The sequence below is a fragment of the Viridibacillus sp. KH_047 genome (assembly GCF_057838945.1).
Map to the genome: position 1 here is coordinate 2,548,380 of NZ_CM174479.1, position 16,521 is coordinate 2,564,900.

Annotated in this window: 16 protein-coding genes; 2 read left to right on the forward strand and 14 right to left on the reverse strand. The window is 35.1% G+C overall.

Annotated elements, in window-relative coordinates; genetic code table 11:
* Positions 1-63: 63 nt before the first annotated feature.
* Positions 64-261: a DUF6501 family protein gene (locus AC3IS5_RS12625; protein WP_489424731.1), complete on the reverse strand. Its 198-nt coding sequence runs from the start codon at positions 259-261 to the stop codon at positions 64-66.
* Positions 262-682: 421 nt separating this feature from the next.
* On the opposite strand from AC3IS5_RS12625, the gene AC3IS5_RS12630 reads away from it, so the two are divergent.
* Together AC3IS5_RS12630 and AC3IS5_RS12635 are read left to right on the forward strand one after the other, a co-directional pair.
* Positions 683-883 (forward strand): hypothetical protein, encoded by a 201-nt coding sequence (locus AC3IS5_RS12630; protein WP_489424732.1) that lies wholly within the window; start codon positions 683-685, stop codon positions 881-883.
* Between the two features lie 236 nt (positions 884-1,119).
* Positions 1,120-1,530, forward strand: a complete 411-nt coding sequence (locus tag AC3IS5_RS12635) for a GNAT family N-acetyltransferase (RefSeq protein ID WP_489424733.1) — start codon at positions 1,120-1,122, stop codon at positions 1,528-1,530.
* Between the two features lie 349 nt (positions 1,531-1,879).
* Here the strand turns inward: AC3IS5_RS12635 and AC3IS5_RS12640 are convergent, their stop codons facing one another.
* From AC3IS5_RS12640 to AC3IS5_RS12700, 13 genes are all read right to left on the reverse strand, one after another.
* Complete coding sequence (locus AC3IS5_RS12640) at positions 1,880-2,896, reverse strand: asparaginase (protein WP_489424734.1); 1,017 nt, start codon at positions 2,894-2,896, stop codon at positions 1,880-1,882.
* A 35-nt stretch (positions 2,897-2,931) separates the two neighbouring features.
* Complete coding sequence (locus tag AC3IS5_RS12645) at positions 2,932-4,083, reverse strand: ROK family transcriptional regulator (RefSeq protein ID WP_489424735.1); 1,152 nt, start codon at positions 4,081-4,083, stop codon at positions 2,932-2,934.
* An 84-nt stretch (positions 4,084-4,167) separates the two neighbouring features.
* Complete coding sequence (locus AC3IS5_RS12650; RefSeq protein ID WP_489424736.1) at positions 4,168-5,061, reverse strand: sugar phosphate isomerase/epimerase family protein; 894 nt, start codon at positions 5,059-5,061, stop codon at positions 4,168-4,170.
* A 1-nt stretch (position 5,062) separates the two neighbouring features.
* Entirely contained in the window at positions 5,063-6,121 is a 1,059-nt protein-coding gene (locus AC3IS5_RS12655) for a Gfo/Idh/MocA family protein (protein ID WP_489424737.1), read from the reverse strand.
* Positions 6,122-6,152: 31 nt separating this feature from the next.
* Positions 6,153-7,031: a sugar phosphate isomerase/epimerase family protein gene (locus tag AC3IS5_RS12660; RefSeq protein WP_489424738.1), complete on the reverse strand. Its 879-nt coding sequence runs from the start codon at positions 7,029-7,031 to the stop codon at positions 6,153-6,155.
* A gap of 18 nt (positions 7,032-7,049) precedes the next feature.
* On the reverse strand, positions 7,050-8,021 hold the full coding sequence (locus tag AC3IS5_RS12665) for an ABC transporter ATP-binding protein (RefSeq protein WP_489424739.1): 972 nt from the start codon (positions 8,019-8,021) through the stop codon (positions 7,050-7,052).
* Between the two features lie 5 nt (positions 8,022-8,026).
* Positions 8,027-9,007: an ABC transporter ATP-binding protein gene (locus tag AC3IS5_RS12670; protein WP_489424740.1), complete on the reverse strand. Its 981-nt coding sequence runs from the start codon at positions 9,005-9,007 to the stop codon at positions 8,027-8,029.
* 13 nt (positions 9,008-9,020) lie between these two features.
* On the reverse strand, positions 9,021-9,917 hold the full coding sequence (locus AC3IS5_RS12675; protein WP_489424741.1) for an ABC transporter permease: 897 nt from the start codon (positions 9,915-9,917) through the stop codon (positions 9,021-9,023).
* Positions 9,918-9,929: 12 nt separating this feature from the next.
* On the reverse strand, positions 9,930-10,853 hold the full coding sequence (nikB, locus tag AC3IS5_RS12680; protein WP_489424742.1) for a nickel ABC transporter permease: 924 nt from the start codon (positions 10,851-10,853) through the stop codon (positions 9,930-9,932).
* Between the two features lie 121 nt (positions 10,854-10,974).
* Positions 10,975-12,561: a glutathione ABC transporter substrate-binding protein gene (locus tag AC3IS5_RS12685; protein WP_489424743.1), complete on the reverse strand. Its 1,587-nt coding sequence runs from the start codon at positions 12,559-12,561 to the stop codon at positions 10,975-10,977.
* A 452-nt stretch (positions 12,562-13,013) separates the two neighbouring features.
* Positions 13,014-13,199 (reverse strand): hypothetical protein, encoded by a 186-nt coding sequence (locus AC3IS5_RS12690; RefSeq protein ID WP_489424744.1) that lies wholly within the window; start codon positions 13,197-13,199, stop codon positions 13,014-13,016.
* 240 nt (positions 13,200-13,439) lie between these two features.
* Positions 13,440-15,209: a DNA helicase RecQ gene (gene recQ, locus AC3IS5_RS12695; RefSeq protein WP_489424745.1), complete on the reverse strand. Its 1,770-nt coding sequence runs from the start codon at positions 15,207-15,209 to the stop codon at positions 13,440-13,442.
* Between the two features lie 193 nt (positions 15,210-15,402).
* Positions 15,403-16,512 (reverse strand): S-methyl thiohydantoin desulfurase family protein, encoded by a 1,110-nt coding sequence (locus AC3IS5_RS12700; RefSeq protein WP_489424746.1) that lies wholly within the window; start codon positions 16,510-16,512, stop codon positions 15,403-15,405.
* Positions 16,513-16,521 lie beyond the last annotated feature (9 nt).

Sequence of the window (16,521 nt, forward strand, 5' to 3'; positions counted from 1 at the left end):
CTTACATATGATAAAAAACGACTTTCGCATTTTTTTGCGGAAGCCGTTTTTGTTTAATACTACTTATTCAAAGTACTCTTTGTAGAAGCCACCAATTTGTCCTGAATTATCGATAACAAAAATGAATTCTTCTGTTTCATTTTTTACTTCATATTCTTTTCCAACTGTTAGTACATTTGATACAAGGTATTTCTTTGCATCTGTTTGTTTACAAGTAACTGTTTTAATCGTTGGTGCGTCTTTCCATTTTAAATGTAACATGGTATAAACAACCTCTCTTATTAGAAAATCCTTAATAAATACGTAAATAGATTACATTCTCCTATTTTAAACGATTTTCACTGGAATGTGCGAGAAAAGCGCATATTTTTTTGAGAAATTGTAACTGAATAATAAAGTTTTTTATAAACGCCAGCCAATCTTAACGACTTTTATTAGTTAATGCATTTCGTATTCACTAAAAAATTCACATACAAAAATTCATCTTTTTAGCAACTCGCCAATTGTAACCAAAACCATATCAAGATATTTTGTGTTAAAATGGATTATATTTGAAAAATGATTCAGGAGGGAAGCGAATTGTTTTACATCGCTTTTCTTACTTTATTTTCATCCATCATATTGCCCACAATATCAAAGAAATTCAACCTTTAAAACCGTAACATAGAAAGGAAAATTAGGTATGAAAAAGTCAAAAGACACTCAAGATTTAATAGATAGTTTAATACCACTGGGAATGATTTTTGGTTGTGCTATCGGTGTAATTCTTGGCATGTTTTTCAAACCAAGCTTTCTAGTATTTACAGTTAGTTTTGGAACTGGAATAGGCTATTTATTTGGAATTATTGCGTATGGAATTTATAGTGAGAAAGGGCAATCTTAGTTTGAGAATATGAATATCAGAACTATAAACCTTCTATTTCTATCTTGATGGCATCGCAATTTATTTTTATAATTCAAAAAATTCTGATACAATAACTTAATGTGGAAAAAAATTTATAAAACAAGATGTAATGATTAACCAATTACTGAAAGTAAATAATTTTGAAAGGAGGTATAAGACAGTGGATAAATTAAGAAGTGACTCTTCAAAATAAAAAATTTTGAGGAGGATAATAAATGGAATTAACATTTAAAAATAGTAAAACTATCGACAGTGAACAATTAAAAAATTTATATAACGATGTTGGTTGGACTGCTTATACAAAAGATATAGAATTGCTTCAACAAGCATTACTTCAATCTTTAGAGGTCGTATCTGCTTGGGATGATCACAACTTAGTAGGGTTAATTCGTGTAGTTGGTGATGGTTTAACTATAATTTATATCCAGGACATACTTGTGTTAAATGAGTATCAAAACAACGGAATTGCTTCTCAATTAATACAAGATGTTATGAGGAGATATGAAAGTGTTCGTCAAAAAGTACTTTTAACTGAAGAAGCTCCAGATGTAAGACATTTTTATGAAAAACAAGGATTTCAATCTTGTGATAAAGGCGATTTAGTATCTTTTGCTAAGTTAAATTAGATGGTACTTGTCTAGTTTTTAGTAATTGACATGTTGCTAAAAAGGTAGAGTTGATTATCTAACTCTACCTTTTTGTATTTAATCAAGGATAAAATTTAACATCGCCTAAAATCATAGATGGACTGCAGCGAAGTGATATTCAGCCGATTTGTGGTATGCTAATACTATATTATTGTACTTTTCGCACTTGGAGGTGTCCTCATGTCCTTTGGTAGCTTACCGGGATGGTTTTTCGTCATCGCATTTGCCTTCTTCATTATCTTCTTTATCGTTGCAGAATGGAAAACAAGAAAATAACATGACTAAAAGCGATATGAGATGCAGTCTCCTATCGCATTTTTTTTAACAGTTATATAAATTTGAATTGGTTAACTACAAATGCCTCTTCGATATGGCCTACAATATCCCCTGCATCATTCTTAATGAAAGGTGGTCGTAATTCTTTTAAGTATTGAATCATGTTCTTATCTTTATAATTGATCTGCTCTAAAATTGAAGCAATTATATTAGGCCACACATCTTCTGAACCATTCATCACCTTTAGCGCAATTCCGATTCTTTCTTCTTTTAAAGCGAAGCAATAAACTCCTTGTGCTCCACCTTTTGCAACTATATTAGAACTTTGCAATAGTGTGCTACATATGAAGTTTTCTGATGCAATCATATTGTAATGTCGGTTCATAGCTGCGGTTAGTTTAACTACCGCTTTTCTTATTTCGATATCTTCAATTAAATCTGGACAACCTAGTTTAAGGAAACAAATGGCCATATTTTCAAGTGGAATTGCAAATACCGGAACTCCACAACCATCAATACCGATTTTAATTTGATCAACTGCCATATTTGATAGTTTGGCAAGTATATGTAGAATTTGCTGTTGTAGAGGATGCTCTGGCTTCCAATACTCATCTACAGAATAACCTAATTCACGACAAACCGTGATAAAGCCCATATGTTTGCCCGCACAATTGTGATACAATTTACGCTTTACTTTACCTTCTCTTATAACTTGCTGTTGTGGACTTTTATTTAATGGATAAGAGGGAGCACAATAAAGCTCCTCTTCTTTTACAGGTAGTTTTGACATCATACTCTCTAATGCATCTACTTGATAGGATTCTCCTCGATGAGAGGCCATAAATAAAGCACTTTCTTGTTCAGTCAATTGATACTTTTCAATAATATTCGTCATAAATACAGGAATTGCTTGTATCGGTTTTGCTGCCAAACGTAAGAAAACATAGTGCTCTGTATCACCGACATGAAACGCAGTTTGTAGCTGATCATTTACGCCACAAATAATACCTGTATGAGTATTTTCAAGCATATTTGCTCGATATTCTTTTATCAAAATATCATATGTCATTAGCAATCATCCACCTTACAAAGGTATTCTTAAACTTATAAATCTAGTAAGACCTTTTGAGCTTGTATAGCAGCTCCTCTTACAACTCCTTCACTACCAAGCTTTGAGTATACAATTTTAAGATTTTGACGAATGGACTGCCATATATAACGGTCACATTTTTCTTCTATAAATTTGCCTATACCCGGTAACTCATCAATTAAATGTCCACTTAAAATGATATACTCCGGCTCATACAAACAAGCCATATTACTAACAGCAAGCGCTATATACGTAGTTACACGGTCCATTATATTACATACCCATGTCTCCTTTGAACGATAGGCATCATACACTTCTTCTATAGAATGGATTGGCTTTACTTTATTGGCATCAGCAATAATGGCACTTTCAGAAATATACGTTGATAAGCAACCTACTTTTCCACAATGGCATATTAAACCATTAGGATCGATTACTGTATGACCAATTTCTCCAGCGTTATTTGAAGTGCCTCGGTGTACTTCACCATGAAGTAAAATGGCTGCACCTATACCTGATCCAATACCCAGTAAAATACAATTATCAGAGTCTATTGATTGCCCTATTGTATTTTCAGCTATTATTTTCATCTTAAGCTCGTTATCAATGATGATATTATGAGTCGTTAATTCCTTTAAATCATCTGCCAGCGGGATATTTCCCCACTGTAGTTGCTCGGATATTTTAACGATGCCTTTTTCATAATCAATAGAACCTGGTAATCCTACCCCTAAACCGATCACTTTTTTCATCTTAATATGGTTTTCATTAATGATTTGTAAAGTTTTTTCATGGATATTACTTAAAGTTTCTTTATAACTCTCTTGTGATTTTCTCTCGAAAACTTTAAAGTCCACAAGCTCTCCTAGAAAATCGACTAAGCCCACTCTAACTATTCGACGATCTATTTCTACACCTACTGTATATAAGACATCTGGACATAATTCCAACAATGTTGGCCTTCTTCCGATACTTGTTGATTCAATAAGTGATTCCCGGACAAACCCTTCTTCTTGTAGCTCTTGAACAATTCTCGTAATTGAAGTTGGACTCATTTTCGTTACTTTGGACAGTTGTATCCGAGAAATTGGAGACATCGTTCTTATTAATTCTAAAACTAAAAATCTATTTTGTTTTTTCATCAATAATTGGTCTTGCTTTTCCATAAGACACACTTCCCTGTTCATAAGTGAAATTCTCGAGAAACATTCCTTATGTTCATAGTAATGGAAATTACTAGAAAAATCACTTTATAACTTATATTTGCGGATAAATTCTACAGCTTGAGAAATATCTGCTTCAGGAGCATCCTTTACTTCTCTCTCAATAGTTAAATATCCTGTGTAGTTTACTGCTTGTAATGCTTTAAAATAGCGGTCAAAGTTAACATCTCCCTGGCCTAATGGAAGCTCCCTGAAATATTCTCCAGCAGCTACCATTTCAGCAATTTTACGATGATCTACCCCTTTTCCGTATCCTACAAAGCCATAGACATCTCTTGGATCCGTCTTTTTTAACTGCACGCCATCTTTCACATGAGTATGAACAATATAGTCTTGTAGAATTTCCACCCCTGTAACTGGATCATCTCCTGTTACCATAACCATATTGGCTGGGTCAAAATTTACTGACACACCATTGGTACTTAGACTATCTAAAAAATGCTTTAAAGTCGCAGCTTTCTCAGGCCCAGTTTCAATAGCAAAGTAAGCATCTAGACTTTTCGCGTATTGTCCTAGCTCCTCACATGCTTGCTGTAATGCGTAGTAAATTTCACTATTAGAATCTTCTGGAATGATACCAATATGTGTTGTCACAATATTGGTACCAAGTTCGACGGCCATATCTAGTATTCTTTTTGATTGTTCAATTTTGAGCGCATTGTCTAGTTTGTTTTGAAAACCATGACCCCCTAGATCACCGCATAAAGCGGATATGCCTAAATCTATTGATGTTAAGTAATCTCTTAATTCTTTTCGAGCTAATGTAGACATATTCTCTGGTGCCATTTCACCCGAAACGGCATAGATTTGAACACCGTCCGCTCCAACTTCTTTTGCTTTTTTTAAACCTTCATAAAGAGGTAATCCAAAGCTATCCACTATAACACCAATTTTATTGGATAGTTGTAAGGTTGATGTCATACTAGTAGCGCACCTCGCTTTTTGTTTCTGCCGCTTTATAAATGCCTTCTAAGATTTTCATAATTTCAACTCCATCTTCTACAGGTGCTTGTGAAACTACGCCTGTTACACAGCTTTCAATAAATGAATTAATTTCATTTTGAAAAGCATTTTGGAAATCGAAAGTTAAGTGATCGATTTGAGGTTGCATATTTAAAATTGTATCGTTTTCTTCGCTTATAATGACTAGTTCTGGTTCTAATTCAGCTCCGCCTTTTGTACCATATAGTTTTACACCTAATTCATCGTCTTTGGCATGTAATGTATACGACACATCAACTAATAAAGAGGCACCATTTTCAAATGTAATTAAGGCATTTGCTAAATCTTCCACTGAATTTTCTGTTTGATCATAATCAGCTGTTTTATAAAAACTTAGATTTTTTACGTTTTTTCGATTCCCTAAATGGTTATACGTATTACCAGAGATAGATTTTACTTTTGGTCTGCCCATCAAATACCAGCAAATATCGATGATGTGCACCCCAATATCAATTAAAGGGCCACCACCGGACTTATTGACATCTACAAACCAACCTCCTGGGTTTCCTAGACGCCTCGTGTAAGTCGCCTTAGCGTAATAGATATCCCCTAGCTTTCCAGCATCAATAAATGACTTTAATACTGTTGTATTTGTACCAAATCGTCTCACAAATCCTACTTGGAATACTTTGTTATGCTTATCAGCCTCTTCTTGAATCGCATAGGCTTCTTCTACTGTCATACATAAAGGCTTCTCAACTAGGATGTGTAAATCATGTTTTAATGCTTCGATTGCAATTTCAGCATGCGTTTTATTCCAAGTACAGATGCTGACCGCGTCAACATTCGTGTCTGAAAATAACTCTTCTAAACTGTTAAATACCTTTTTCGCATCATATTGTTCAGCTTTTTTCTGTGCTCTTTCATACACATAATCATAAACACCATATATCGTGACATCTGGATTATTAGCATAAGCTTTAAGATGATGGTCAGAAATTGTACCTGTTCCTATAACACAAACATTTATTTTCGACATAATTCCAGCTCCTTTTGATGAAGTTTATCTGTTAGCAGTTCGTCTCATGCCATAAGCGTCTGACATTATCCATCCCGATTTTAGAACCAACTTCGCAATCTTCCATGCCTTCAAATTCTATAGTAAGATAACCGTCGTATCCTGAGGATTTAACTGTTTTCATGATTTCACGAATATTAAGGTCGCCGTGTCCTACAATTGCACCGCGAATATAATTATCATTAACTGTTCTAAACCATTCGCCTGCACCTGGATTTTCAAAATAAGGTCGAGTATAAAAATCTTTAAAATGCACTGTTGCAGCGTACGGGATATTTTTCTTTACACCGACTAATGGTTCTTCATCTATACATAGGAAATTTCCTACATCTAATGTTGTTTTAAAATTCGGTCTATTTACAGCATGAATAACTTGTTGTACGCGATCACTCGTTTGAACATTAAATCCATGATTTTCAATCGTTGTTGTAATACCAAACTGTGCTGCATAATCTGCGAGGAGTTGGCTCCCTTTTACTAGTTTATCGAAGTGTTCATTAAAATAATGTATTGTCATATCCTCTTTTGGTAACGTAAAGGCTGTGACATCGTGTCGCATGATTTTAATGCCCATTCGATTCACAATATCAACATGTTGCTTTAATCGTTCTACCTCTTCATAAAATGCCTCATCCGTCTCTTGCACAAAATTTGCAGGTAAAGAATACGCTGATAATTCAAGTCCAAGTTGTTGGGCTTTTTCTTTAATTTGATCGGCAAGTTCCGGATTATCTACTACTGTAAATTCATATGGAACAAGTTCGACATGCTCTCCACCATTATCTGCAACCCATTGAATGACATCTAATACATCCATGTTTCCTGCTCGCATTTTCTTTACTAAGCTATACGTACTTAATCCAACTTTCATAGCAATCACCTCTTCGATTTATTGGTCTAACAAATGGCAAGATGCAAAATGATTTTCTTCTTGAAGCTGTTGTCTTTTTGGCTTCTCTTCCTTACATATATCCATAGCAAAAGGACATCTTGTATGGAATGTACACCCTGATGGAGGGTTTTTCGGACTTGGTATATCCCCTTTTAGAATGATTTTCTCTTTTCTTAATCGTGGGTTTGCAACTGGTACAGAAGATAATAATGCTTTCGTGTATGGGTGTTGCGGATTTGCAAAAACGGTGTCTTTAGGGCCCGATTCTACGATTGCACCTAAATACATAACACCAATATTGTCACTTATATGCTCAACAACACTTAAATCGTGTGAGATAAATAAATAGGAAATACCATACTCTCTTTGTAAATCTTTTAATAGATTTAATATTTGAGATTGGATAGATACGTCCAGGGCAGAAACAGGTTCGTCTGCAATAATAAGCTGTGGCTTCATAATTAAAGCACGTGCAATACCAATTCTTTGTCTTTGTCCACCACTAAACTCATGAGCATATCTTTCAGCGTGATACTCACTCAATCCTACAACTTCTAGAATTTCTAACACCTTTTTCTGACGCTCACTAGTCGATAAATTAGTATGAATAGTCAGCGGTTCAGCAATAATTTCTTTCACTTTCATGCGTGGATTCAATGATGCATATGGGTCTTGGAAAATCATTTGAACCGATTGCCGCATCTGCTTTAATTGCGATTCTTTTTTATTAGAAACTTCCATTCCATCAATCCAAATAGATCCTTCAGTAGGTTCTAGTAATCTAGAGATGAGACGACCAGTTGTCGATTTACCACAACCACTTTCGCCAACAAGACTAAATGTCTCGCCTTTTTGGATTTCAAATGACACATCACTTACTGCTTGAATTGTTTTTTTCTTCTCAAAAAAGCCATTTGACAACTCGAAGGATTTTTTTAGTTTCTCCACTTTTAATATTGTATTAGACATTCGCCTCACCTCGTTTCTAGTTCATATAGCCAACAACTGCATAACCTATTATTCTCTATTGCTAGACAAGCAGGTTCTTGCTCATGGCAAATTGGCATTGCCATATTGCACCTAGGCGCAAATTTACAACCTTTTGGCATATTAGATGGATTGGGTACATTTCCTTTTATGGAATCTAATTTATCTTTTTTCTCGCCTAATTTTGGAACAGATGCGATCAAGCCTTTACTGTATGGATGCTTCGGATTTTCGAATAAATCGTAAACAGATGCCTCTTCGACAACTTTACCTGCATACATAACAACAACTCTGTCACACATCTCAGCTACTACACCTAAATCATGTGTGATTAATAGGATTGACATTTTTTCTTCTTTTTGAAGTTTTTTCATAAGCTCTAATATTTGCGCTTGAATAGTTACATCAAGAGCAGTCGTAGGCTCGTCTGCAATCAGTAGATTGGGATTACATGACATCGCCATGGCAATCATCACCCGTTGTCTCATTCCTCCAGAAAGTTGATGAGGATACTCATCTACAATTTCATCTGGCCTTGCAATTCCTACTTTGGTAAGCATTGCAATTGCATGTTCTCTAGCTTCACTTTTATTTAACTTTAAGTGCACTCGAATTGGTTCCGTGAGCTGCTTACCTATTTTCATTACTGGATTTAATGAAGTCATCGGATCTTGGAAAATCATCGCCATTTGCTTGCCGCGCAATTTACGCATTTCATAGTCTGATAGATTGACTAAATTCGAGTCATTGAAATAGATATTTCCATTTGTGATTTCACCTGTAGTCCCTTGAAACAAACGCATAATGGATAATGATGTTAAACTTTTCCCACAACCAGATTCACCAACAAGACCTAACACTTCACCTTCATTGATATGAAAGTTAACTCCATGCAATATTCTCGTCTTCTGTTTATCCCTCGTAAATTCCGTTTGTAATTCTTCAACCTGAAGTAGTTTTTTAGTCATATCCTGATTCCCCTTAATCGTTCTTCGTTTTCGGATCTAATACATCTCGTAATCCATCACCTATTAAATTAAAAGCAAGAACAGTTAAAAAGATGGCAATCCCAGGTACAATTACTACATGTGAAGCTGTGCCTAAATAATCTCGACCTGTACTTAACATTACTCCCCACTCAGGTGTTTCAGGACTAGCACCTAAGCCTAAAAAACTTAAACTTGAAGCTGCTAATATTGCTGTCCCTATTCGCATCGTCACGAAAATGATAAGGCTACTTACTGTTTCCGGGAAAATATGTTTATACATAATACGACGATGTGGTGCCCCCATTGATTTTGCTGCTTCTACATATGTGTTTTCTTTGGCCTCTAAAGTGGCCCCACGAACGAGTCTGGCAAATGAAGGTATACCAAAAACCGTTACTGCGATAATCACATTATTTAAACCAGGACCCAGTATTGCTACAATGGCAATTGCTAAAAGCAAGTCTGGAAAAGAAAACAAGACATCACTTGAACGCATTATAATGCGATCCAACCATCCGCCAAAGTAACCACTCATTAAGCCTAAAATGGTTCCTAAAATCATCCCTAAAAAAACCGATGCGAAGCTAACGCTCAATGAAATTCTCGTCCCCATGATTAGTCGACTTAATATATCTCGGCCATATTCATCAGTTCCTGCTAGATGCGATTTACTAGGAGGTTCTAACAAAGCATCATAATTTGGCTTATATGGATCGAATGGTGCGATATAAGGCGCTAAGATAGCTACTAAGATTAATAAAAAAACAAATACACTTGCGATAAATGCTACTTTTTGCTTTCTAAAGTTTTTCCAAAACTCCTTCATTGGAGAGTATTTTGGTTGCATGATTACTGTTTTTTCATTTTTGTCTATTGAAACGCTATTCATAAATACCCTCCTTTAGGACTGAAGTTGAATTTTTGGATTTAGAACGCTGTATAAAATATCTACTACTAAATTGACGATAATGAATTCAATCGCAAACAGTAGAAGTGCTGACTGAATCACTGGATAATCCCGAAATGCAATTGAATCAATGAGTAAACGGCCCATTCCAGGGAAACTAAAGACTGTCTCAACAACAACTGATCCACCTAAAAGAAATCCAAATTGTAAGCCTGCAATTGTAACAACAGGTATTAAAGAATTTCTCAATGCATGTTGTATAATGACAACTGATTCTTTCAATCCTTTCGCACGGCCCGTTCGTATATAGTCTGTCTGCAATGTTTCTAATAAAGATGACCTTGTAAATCTTGCAATCATTGACATAATACCTGCGCCTAACGTCAATGAAGGCAGAATATAACTTTTGAAGCCTTCCGATCCACCAGTTGGAAGAATACCTAGTTGTACAGAAAACAATTGAATCAACAGTAATCCTAGCCAAAACCCCGGTAATGAAATACCAGATACTGCTGTTACCATTCCTAAATAATCAGGCCATTTGTTTTTAAATACAGCTGATAACGCTCCTATTAATAAACCAATAATAGTCGCCCAGATCATCGCAAAAAATGTTAAATAGATAGATGGCATGAAGCGCGATGAAAACATATCAGAAACAGGTAAACCCGTCTTTAATGATGTACCTAAATTACCTTGCAACAAATTCCCCATATAAGAAATGTATTGTTTCCATATAGGATCATTTAAACCTAACTCTTCTCTCACATTCTGGACATCTTCTAATGTCGCATCCTTACCTGCAACTAGGCGTGCAGGATCTCCAGGAATAAAGTGAATAAACAAGAATGACAGTATCGAAACTACAATAATTATTGGCAATATTTCTAACACTCGTTTTATGATATATCGAAGCATTTGTTCTCCCTCCATTTAAAAGGTGAATGCCGTGAAAATTCTATAAGTTATTAATCTAGCCATTTTTTATAAAGTAAGAAGCTGAAATTTGTTTCAGCCTCTTACCGACTAACTACAGTAATTATTTAAAATTCGCATCTTTTACATTTAATCCTCCAGGTGGATCTACAACAACACCCTCAACATCAGATCGAACACCATACACAATTTCATCGACTCCTAAGAAGATCCACGGTGCATCTTTATAAACGGTTTCTTGCACTTTACCGTATAATTCTTCTTGTTTTGCCTTATCTGAAATAGAGTTGGCTTCATCCATCCATTTATCCACTTCTTTATTATTGTAATAGGCTGTATTTGCACCATTCGGTGGGAAAGATGAGCTATGGAATAATGGTTTTGTTGCATTTGTAATATCTGATGCATATGAAGCCCAACTTACATACCACATTTGTAGTTTTGAATCGTCAGGCGTTTGTGCTCCATAGATTTCATCGGAAAGAGTTCCTTCTTCCATTGACTTAATTTCTACTTTTACGCCAATTTGTTTTAACTGTTGTTGAATGAATTGCATACCCTTCATCGTGTCAGAGTTTGTGTTACCCCAAATCTCGGCTTCAAAGCCATCAGCATAGCCAGCTTCTTTTAATAGTTCTTTTGCTTTTTGAATATTTTGTTTATATGCTTCTTGTTGTTTATAGTAGATAGTTTTAGATGGAATAATTGAATCTAACGGAAGACCTAATCCAAAATTAACTACTTTTATAAATGCGTCTTTATCCACTGCATAGTTAAATGCTTGTCGTACTCTTACATCATTAAAAGGCTTTTTATAAGTATTTATTGATACATATCGTGCGATTGTTGAAGGGATTTTATTTACTTGGATGTCTTTATTTCCTTCAACTTCTTTAATATTTTGAGATGGTACAGGATAGATAACTCCCGCCTCTCCCGTTTTCAACATTGCTACACGTGATCCATTTTCTGGTACTGGTTTAAAGGTGATTTTCTTAACTCGTTCACCTTTCTCCCAATAATCATCAAATCTTTCTATTGATAAATGATCACCTTGAACCCATTCAACAAATTTATAAGCGCCCGTACCTACAGGTTTTTTTGGAATATCTGCTGGATTTTCCTTCACTAATTTAGGGCTAATAATTTTAGCTACTCCAAAACGAGTTAACATTGGGCTATATGTTTCCTTTAAAGTAATTATTATTTCGTATTCACTAGGTGTTTCGATTTTTTTAATTAAACTAAAACCACGTGAATTTAATCGTAAGCTCTTGTCTTTCATTATCCGTTCAAAATTCACTTTAACTGCTTCAGCATTAAAGTCTTCTCCATCATGGAATTTAATACCTTGATGTAATTTAAAAGTATAAACAAGTGCGTCTTCACTAACTGAATAGTCTTCAGCAAGTACATTTATTATTTGACCTTCAGCGTCGAACCCAAGCAGGCCTTCTAACATAGCCGATTGCACTGAGTTAGAATTTGTATCTCCTGTATTATGAGGATCCATTGAAATGAAGTTTTCATTTACTGCGACAACCAATTCTTCTTTCTTTTCAGTAGTCGGCTCTTTCTCCCCTTTGCCTTCACTACTATTTGTTTCTTTCTTGTCATCAGAACATGCAACCATGAAAATGGCGCAAAAAACGACTAACAACAGAACTTTCCAACCTTTCCTTTGCAGCATTAACCCATCCCCCTTGTTCTCACTAATTCAAAGACTATATCTATTAAAAAGATGAACAATTTCAAAATGAACAGTCTTGAATATGTGAGAAATTTTATTAAATAATTTCTTAACAGAGCATATGCTTAGAAAAATGATTTTAACACCATGAAAATAATTATTATATAATTCAGTTATTTTTGAGCATATTTATATAGATTTTTATATTAATTACTCCATTGGTGAAAAAAACAAAAATAGCAGGCTCTCCTTTTGAAAGAAGAGCCCGCTACAAAGATTAAATGAATTAATCTGCGATTGGATTACTCAAGATAATAGAGATAACTGTATTGATAACTACTAACGAAACTGTTTTCTATTGATTAATTACTATTACAATAAAAAAACAGATTCCTCCATACTAGAAGAATCTGTTTTAATCTATATAAAATGCCTTTGCAATAGGCAGTATTTTAACCAATGAGAGCATGTTTTACTACTTCATAAGCTTGGCAAATTGCATTTTTGTTTTCTGCAGATTCACTTTCTAGCATTTCACATGCAAAATCGTATAAATTTGAATCTGCTCCAGAAGCAACAGCATACATTACTTCTTCTTGAAGTTTTTCAACGTAAAATATGATTTTCTGATCCATCATGAAAAAACTCCTTTTATTATATTAAATGCACCACCCCGGTCAAAGATGTGTATGGGCTATTGATGTATTATCTTTATTTATTTTATAACGTCAGACATCTTACTTCTACTATTTTAATTCAATTTTAACACATACTTTGTCTATTATTTGACAACAAATTCTTCCTTTATAATTGGAGAGCTTTCATTAATACACAAAAAAGAAGTGTCCTTTTTTGAGGACACTTCTTTTTCTAAAGCATTATACATTTACTTCAAAATTGATAATGACATCCATAAACGCAGCTCCATATTTCTCTAGCTTGTTTGCTCCTACGCCGTTTACTTCTAAAAACTCGTTTGCTGTCTTTGGTCGTTTTGCACACATATCTTGTAATGATTTGTCGGAGAAGATAACAAATGGAGGTACATTCGCTTCATCTGCCAATTGTTTTCGAATTTTACGTAGTTCTTCAAATAACGGATCGTTTTCAGCAATTTGTCTGGTGACAACAACACCTTTACGTTGCACTTTCACTTTACCGAGGAGTACATCTTTACCTTTTTCTGAAACAAAAATAGTTGGCATGTTCCCCTGCTTCACAGATAATAAATCTTCAGCAATCATAAACTCTATGAAATTGGATACTTCTTTAACAGTCATATTTTTCATAATGCCATATGTGGAAAGTCTATTTAAGCCGAAGCTGATAACTTTTTGATTTTGAGATCCGATTAATACTTGAGCAATCATTGTTTTACCGAATTTCTGACCCATACGGATTACACAACTCAGTACCTTTTGTACATCTTCAGTAACATCAAAAATCTCACGATCGTCCTTGCAATTTGCACACTTCCCACAAACTTCCGCATTTTCTTCACCGAAATATTTCACAATATATTGCTGTAGGCATTGCTCTGTATGGCAATAATCTGCCATTCCTTGTAATTTAGCGAGTTCTCCGGGAATACGTTCTCGGTCCTGTGATTGGTCGATTAAAAAACGTTGTGTTTGCACATCTTGAGAGGCATACAAAACAACACATTCACTCGGCAAACCATCACGTCCTGCTCTTCCTGCTTCCTGATAATAACTTTCCATGTTCTTCGTTAATTGGTAATGAATAACATATCTGACATTGGATTTATCGATACCCATACCAAAGGCATTTGTCGCGACCATTACTTGTGCTTCGTCCTTTAGGAAACGTGTTTGCTCCTGTTGACGGAAAGCCTCTGGTAAACCTGCATGATATTTTGCGACGGAAATACCAGCTTTCATCAACACATCATATACATGATCCACTGCTTTTCTTGTTGCAGCGTATATAATACCGACTTCATTAATATTTTGTTTAACAAAATCTTTAATGTAACGGTCTTTGTCTTGTCCTAAAACAACTGAAAAAGAAAGATTACTACGAGCAAATCCAGTAATAACAGTATTTGCATCAGTAATTTGTAAGATGCGGCAAATGTCTTCCCTTACTTCTGGTGTTGCAGTCGCTGTTAGTGCTAAGACAACGGGTTTCTCTTCAAAAATAGTCATCAATCGATTAATAGCGCGATAGCTAGGACGGAAATCATGTCCCCATTGTGAAATACAATGGGCTTCATCTACGGCAATCAATGGTACTTTTATATTCTTTAACTCAGACAAAAACTGAGGCGATTCTAGTCGTTCAGGAGCGATATATAAAAGCTGATATCTTCCTTCATGTAAGTTCTCCATTGTTTCACGTAATTCACTTGCAGATAATGTACTATTAATAAACGCAGCCGAAATACCGACTTCAAGTAGCGTATCCACTTGGTCTTGCATAAGAGAAATAAGAGGTGAAACAACAATAGTTGTACCCTCTAGTAACAGCGCAGGAATTTGATAACAAATTGACTTACCTCCACCTGTTGGCATAACACACAAACTCGATTTCTGTTCTAAAACATTCGAAACTATTTGTGCTTGTCCCTCGCGAAAATCGTCATAACCAAAATATTTTCCTAGCAGATGTTGTGCTTCTTCAAACATTCACCTACCCCCTTCAATACGTTTATATGTCCTTCCATTGTAACATTTAATAGATTGAAAGGCTTTTAATTAGACACAGTTCAACAGTTTATTATATTTTAAATTTTTTTATCCCATTTAAAAAAATACAAGCCCAAAAGACTAATGCCATTGTCTTTGGGCTTGGTAAAATTACAATTTAAATTCAACTGATTTATATTCCATTTTTGTGAGTAATTATTTTTTGATAATCCTCTTTCTTCATTCCGATATACTCTGGGCCAAATATTGAGAGCCCTTTTTCACTTTCCCAAATAGATGGGGCTGGGAAAGTTAATACTGCTACTTCCATTCCTTCTTTACAAGTTGGGTTCAGCAATGGTTCACCAGTTTGATAATCAAGGATGATAATTAGTTCTGGAATAATAGAAACGACCTTATCTTCGATTCTAGCAATCATATTTTCATTTCTAAACTCTATGGACATCTTAACTGTTAGAGTATCAGAATTAATATCAATCGTTCCCTCTATGAATCCCCCAACATCTTTCCAGGATGCTTCGCAAACTGTTCCTTTGAAAAGAAGGTTTCCTTCTCCTGCTCTAGTGATTGCCTCAATGGGATTAACACCCTTTTCATTTGCTAGTCGCATTGCTCGACCAACTGATTCTGCTTTAGAAATCGTGCCTGCAATAACTGATGATCTAAACTTTTTCCCTTTAACGGGATGATCGCATATCCCAGAATAGTTTCCAGAAATTGTTGCAAATGTTCTAGCTATAGCTTCTGCTCGATCATGATTCGCAACTGTTTCTACAACTAATGTATCTCCATAGCGATTTGCTAAAGCAAAAGGTGCAATTGAAACGTCAAAAATATTGAATGTTGTATGCGCTAAATCCGGCACTGCTCTACCCGCAGGATCTGCATCTATCAAAGGAATATCTAAACTAGCTGCTACTTCCATGGCCCATGCGGTGTTTGCGCCAAGTTCTGTTGCACATATTCCCCTAATAGGTTCTATTAAATTTTCTTGCAGAATTCTGGTTGCAATTGTTGAAACATTTTCTTCTACAGTCTTTAAGTGATTTAAACTTTGTACTACATCATCTGAAGGAGGTGCAACTGAACCTACATAATATGGAGATGCTACAAGCCAGTCGTCCTCCACATCTTCTTTATCTATTAACTTAATCTCTTTTCCATTACGATAAATGTTCTTTATAATTTCAAGGCCTTCTAATAATTTTCCACCTCCTCCAGTTCCGTAAATACATGCTCCATACAAAACATCTTCTGCTTCTTGCAAATTTAAAGTTCTCAAATAATCACC

Excerpts from the sequence above, each read along its gene's own strand:
- AC3IS5_RS12625 (WP_489424731.1), bottom strand. The coding sequence starts at position 261 with ATGTTACATTTAAAATGGAAAGACGCACCAACGATTAAAACAGTTACT.
- AC3IS5_RS12630 (WP_489424732.1), top strand. The coding sequence starts at position 683 with ATGAAAAAGTCAAAAGACACTCAAGATTTAATAGATAGTTTAATACCA.
- AC3IS5_RS12635 (WP_489424733.1), top strand. The coding sequence starts at position 1,120 with ATGGAATTAACATTTAAAAATAGTAAAACTATCGACAGTGAACAATTA.
- AC3IS5_RS12640 (WP_489424734.1), bottom strand. The coding sequence starts at position 2,896 with ATGACATATGATATTTTGATAAAAGAATATCGAGCAAATATGCTTGAA.
- AC3IS5_RS12645 (WP_489424735.1), bottom strand. The coding sequence starts at position 4,083 with ATGGAAAAGCAAGACCAATTATTGATGAAAAAACAAAATAGATTTTTA.
- AC3IS5_RS12650 (WP_489424736.1), bottom strand. The coding sequence starts at position 5,061 with ATGACATCAACCTTACAACTATCCAATAAAATTGGTGTTATAGTGGAT.
- AC3IS5_RS12655 (WP_489424737.1), bottom strand. The coding sequence starts at position 6,121 with ATGTCGAAAATAAATGTTTGTGTTATAGGAACAGGTACAATTTCTGAC.
- AC3IS5_RS12660 (WP_489424738.1), bottom strand. The coding sequence starts at position 7,031 with ATGAAAGTTGGATTAAGTACGTATAGCTTAGTAAAGAAAATGCGAGCA.
- AC3IS5_RS12665 (WP_489424739.1), bottom strand. The coding sequence starts at position 8,021 with ATGTCTAATACAATATTAAAAGTGGAGAAACTAAAAAAATCCTTCGAG.
- AC3IS5_RS12670 (WP_489424740.1), bottom strand. The coding sequence starts at position 9,007 with ATGACTAAAAAACTACTTCAGGTTGAAGAATTACAAACGGAATTTACG.
- AC3IS5_RS12675 (WP_489424741.1), bottom strand. The coding sequence starts at position 9,917 with ATGAATAGCGTTTCAATAGACAAAAATGAAAAAACAGTAATCATGCAA.
- nikB (WP_489424742.1), bottom strand. The coding sequence starts at position 10,853 with ATGCTTCGATATATCATAAAACGAGTGTTAGAAATATTGCCAATAATT.
- AC3IS5_RS12685 (WP_489424743.1), bottom strand. The coding sequence starts at position 12,561 with ATGCTGCAAAGGAAAGGTTGGAAAGTTCTGTTGTTAGTCGTTTTTTGC.
- AC3IS5_RS12690 (WP_489424744.1), bottom strand. The coding sequence starts at position 13,199 with ATGATGGATCAGAAAATCATATTTTACGTTGAAAAACTTCAAGAAGAA.
- recQ (WP_489424745.1), bottom strand. The coding sequence starts at position 15,209 with ATGTTTGAAGAAGCACAACATCTGCTAGGAAAATATTTTGGTTATGAC.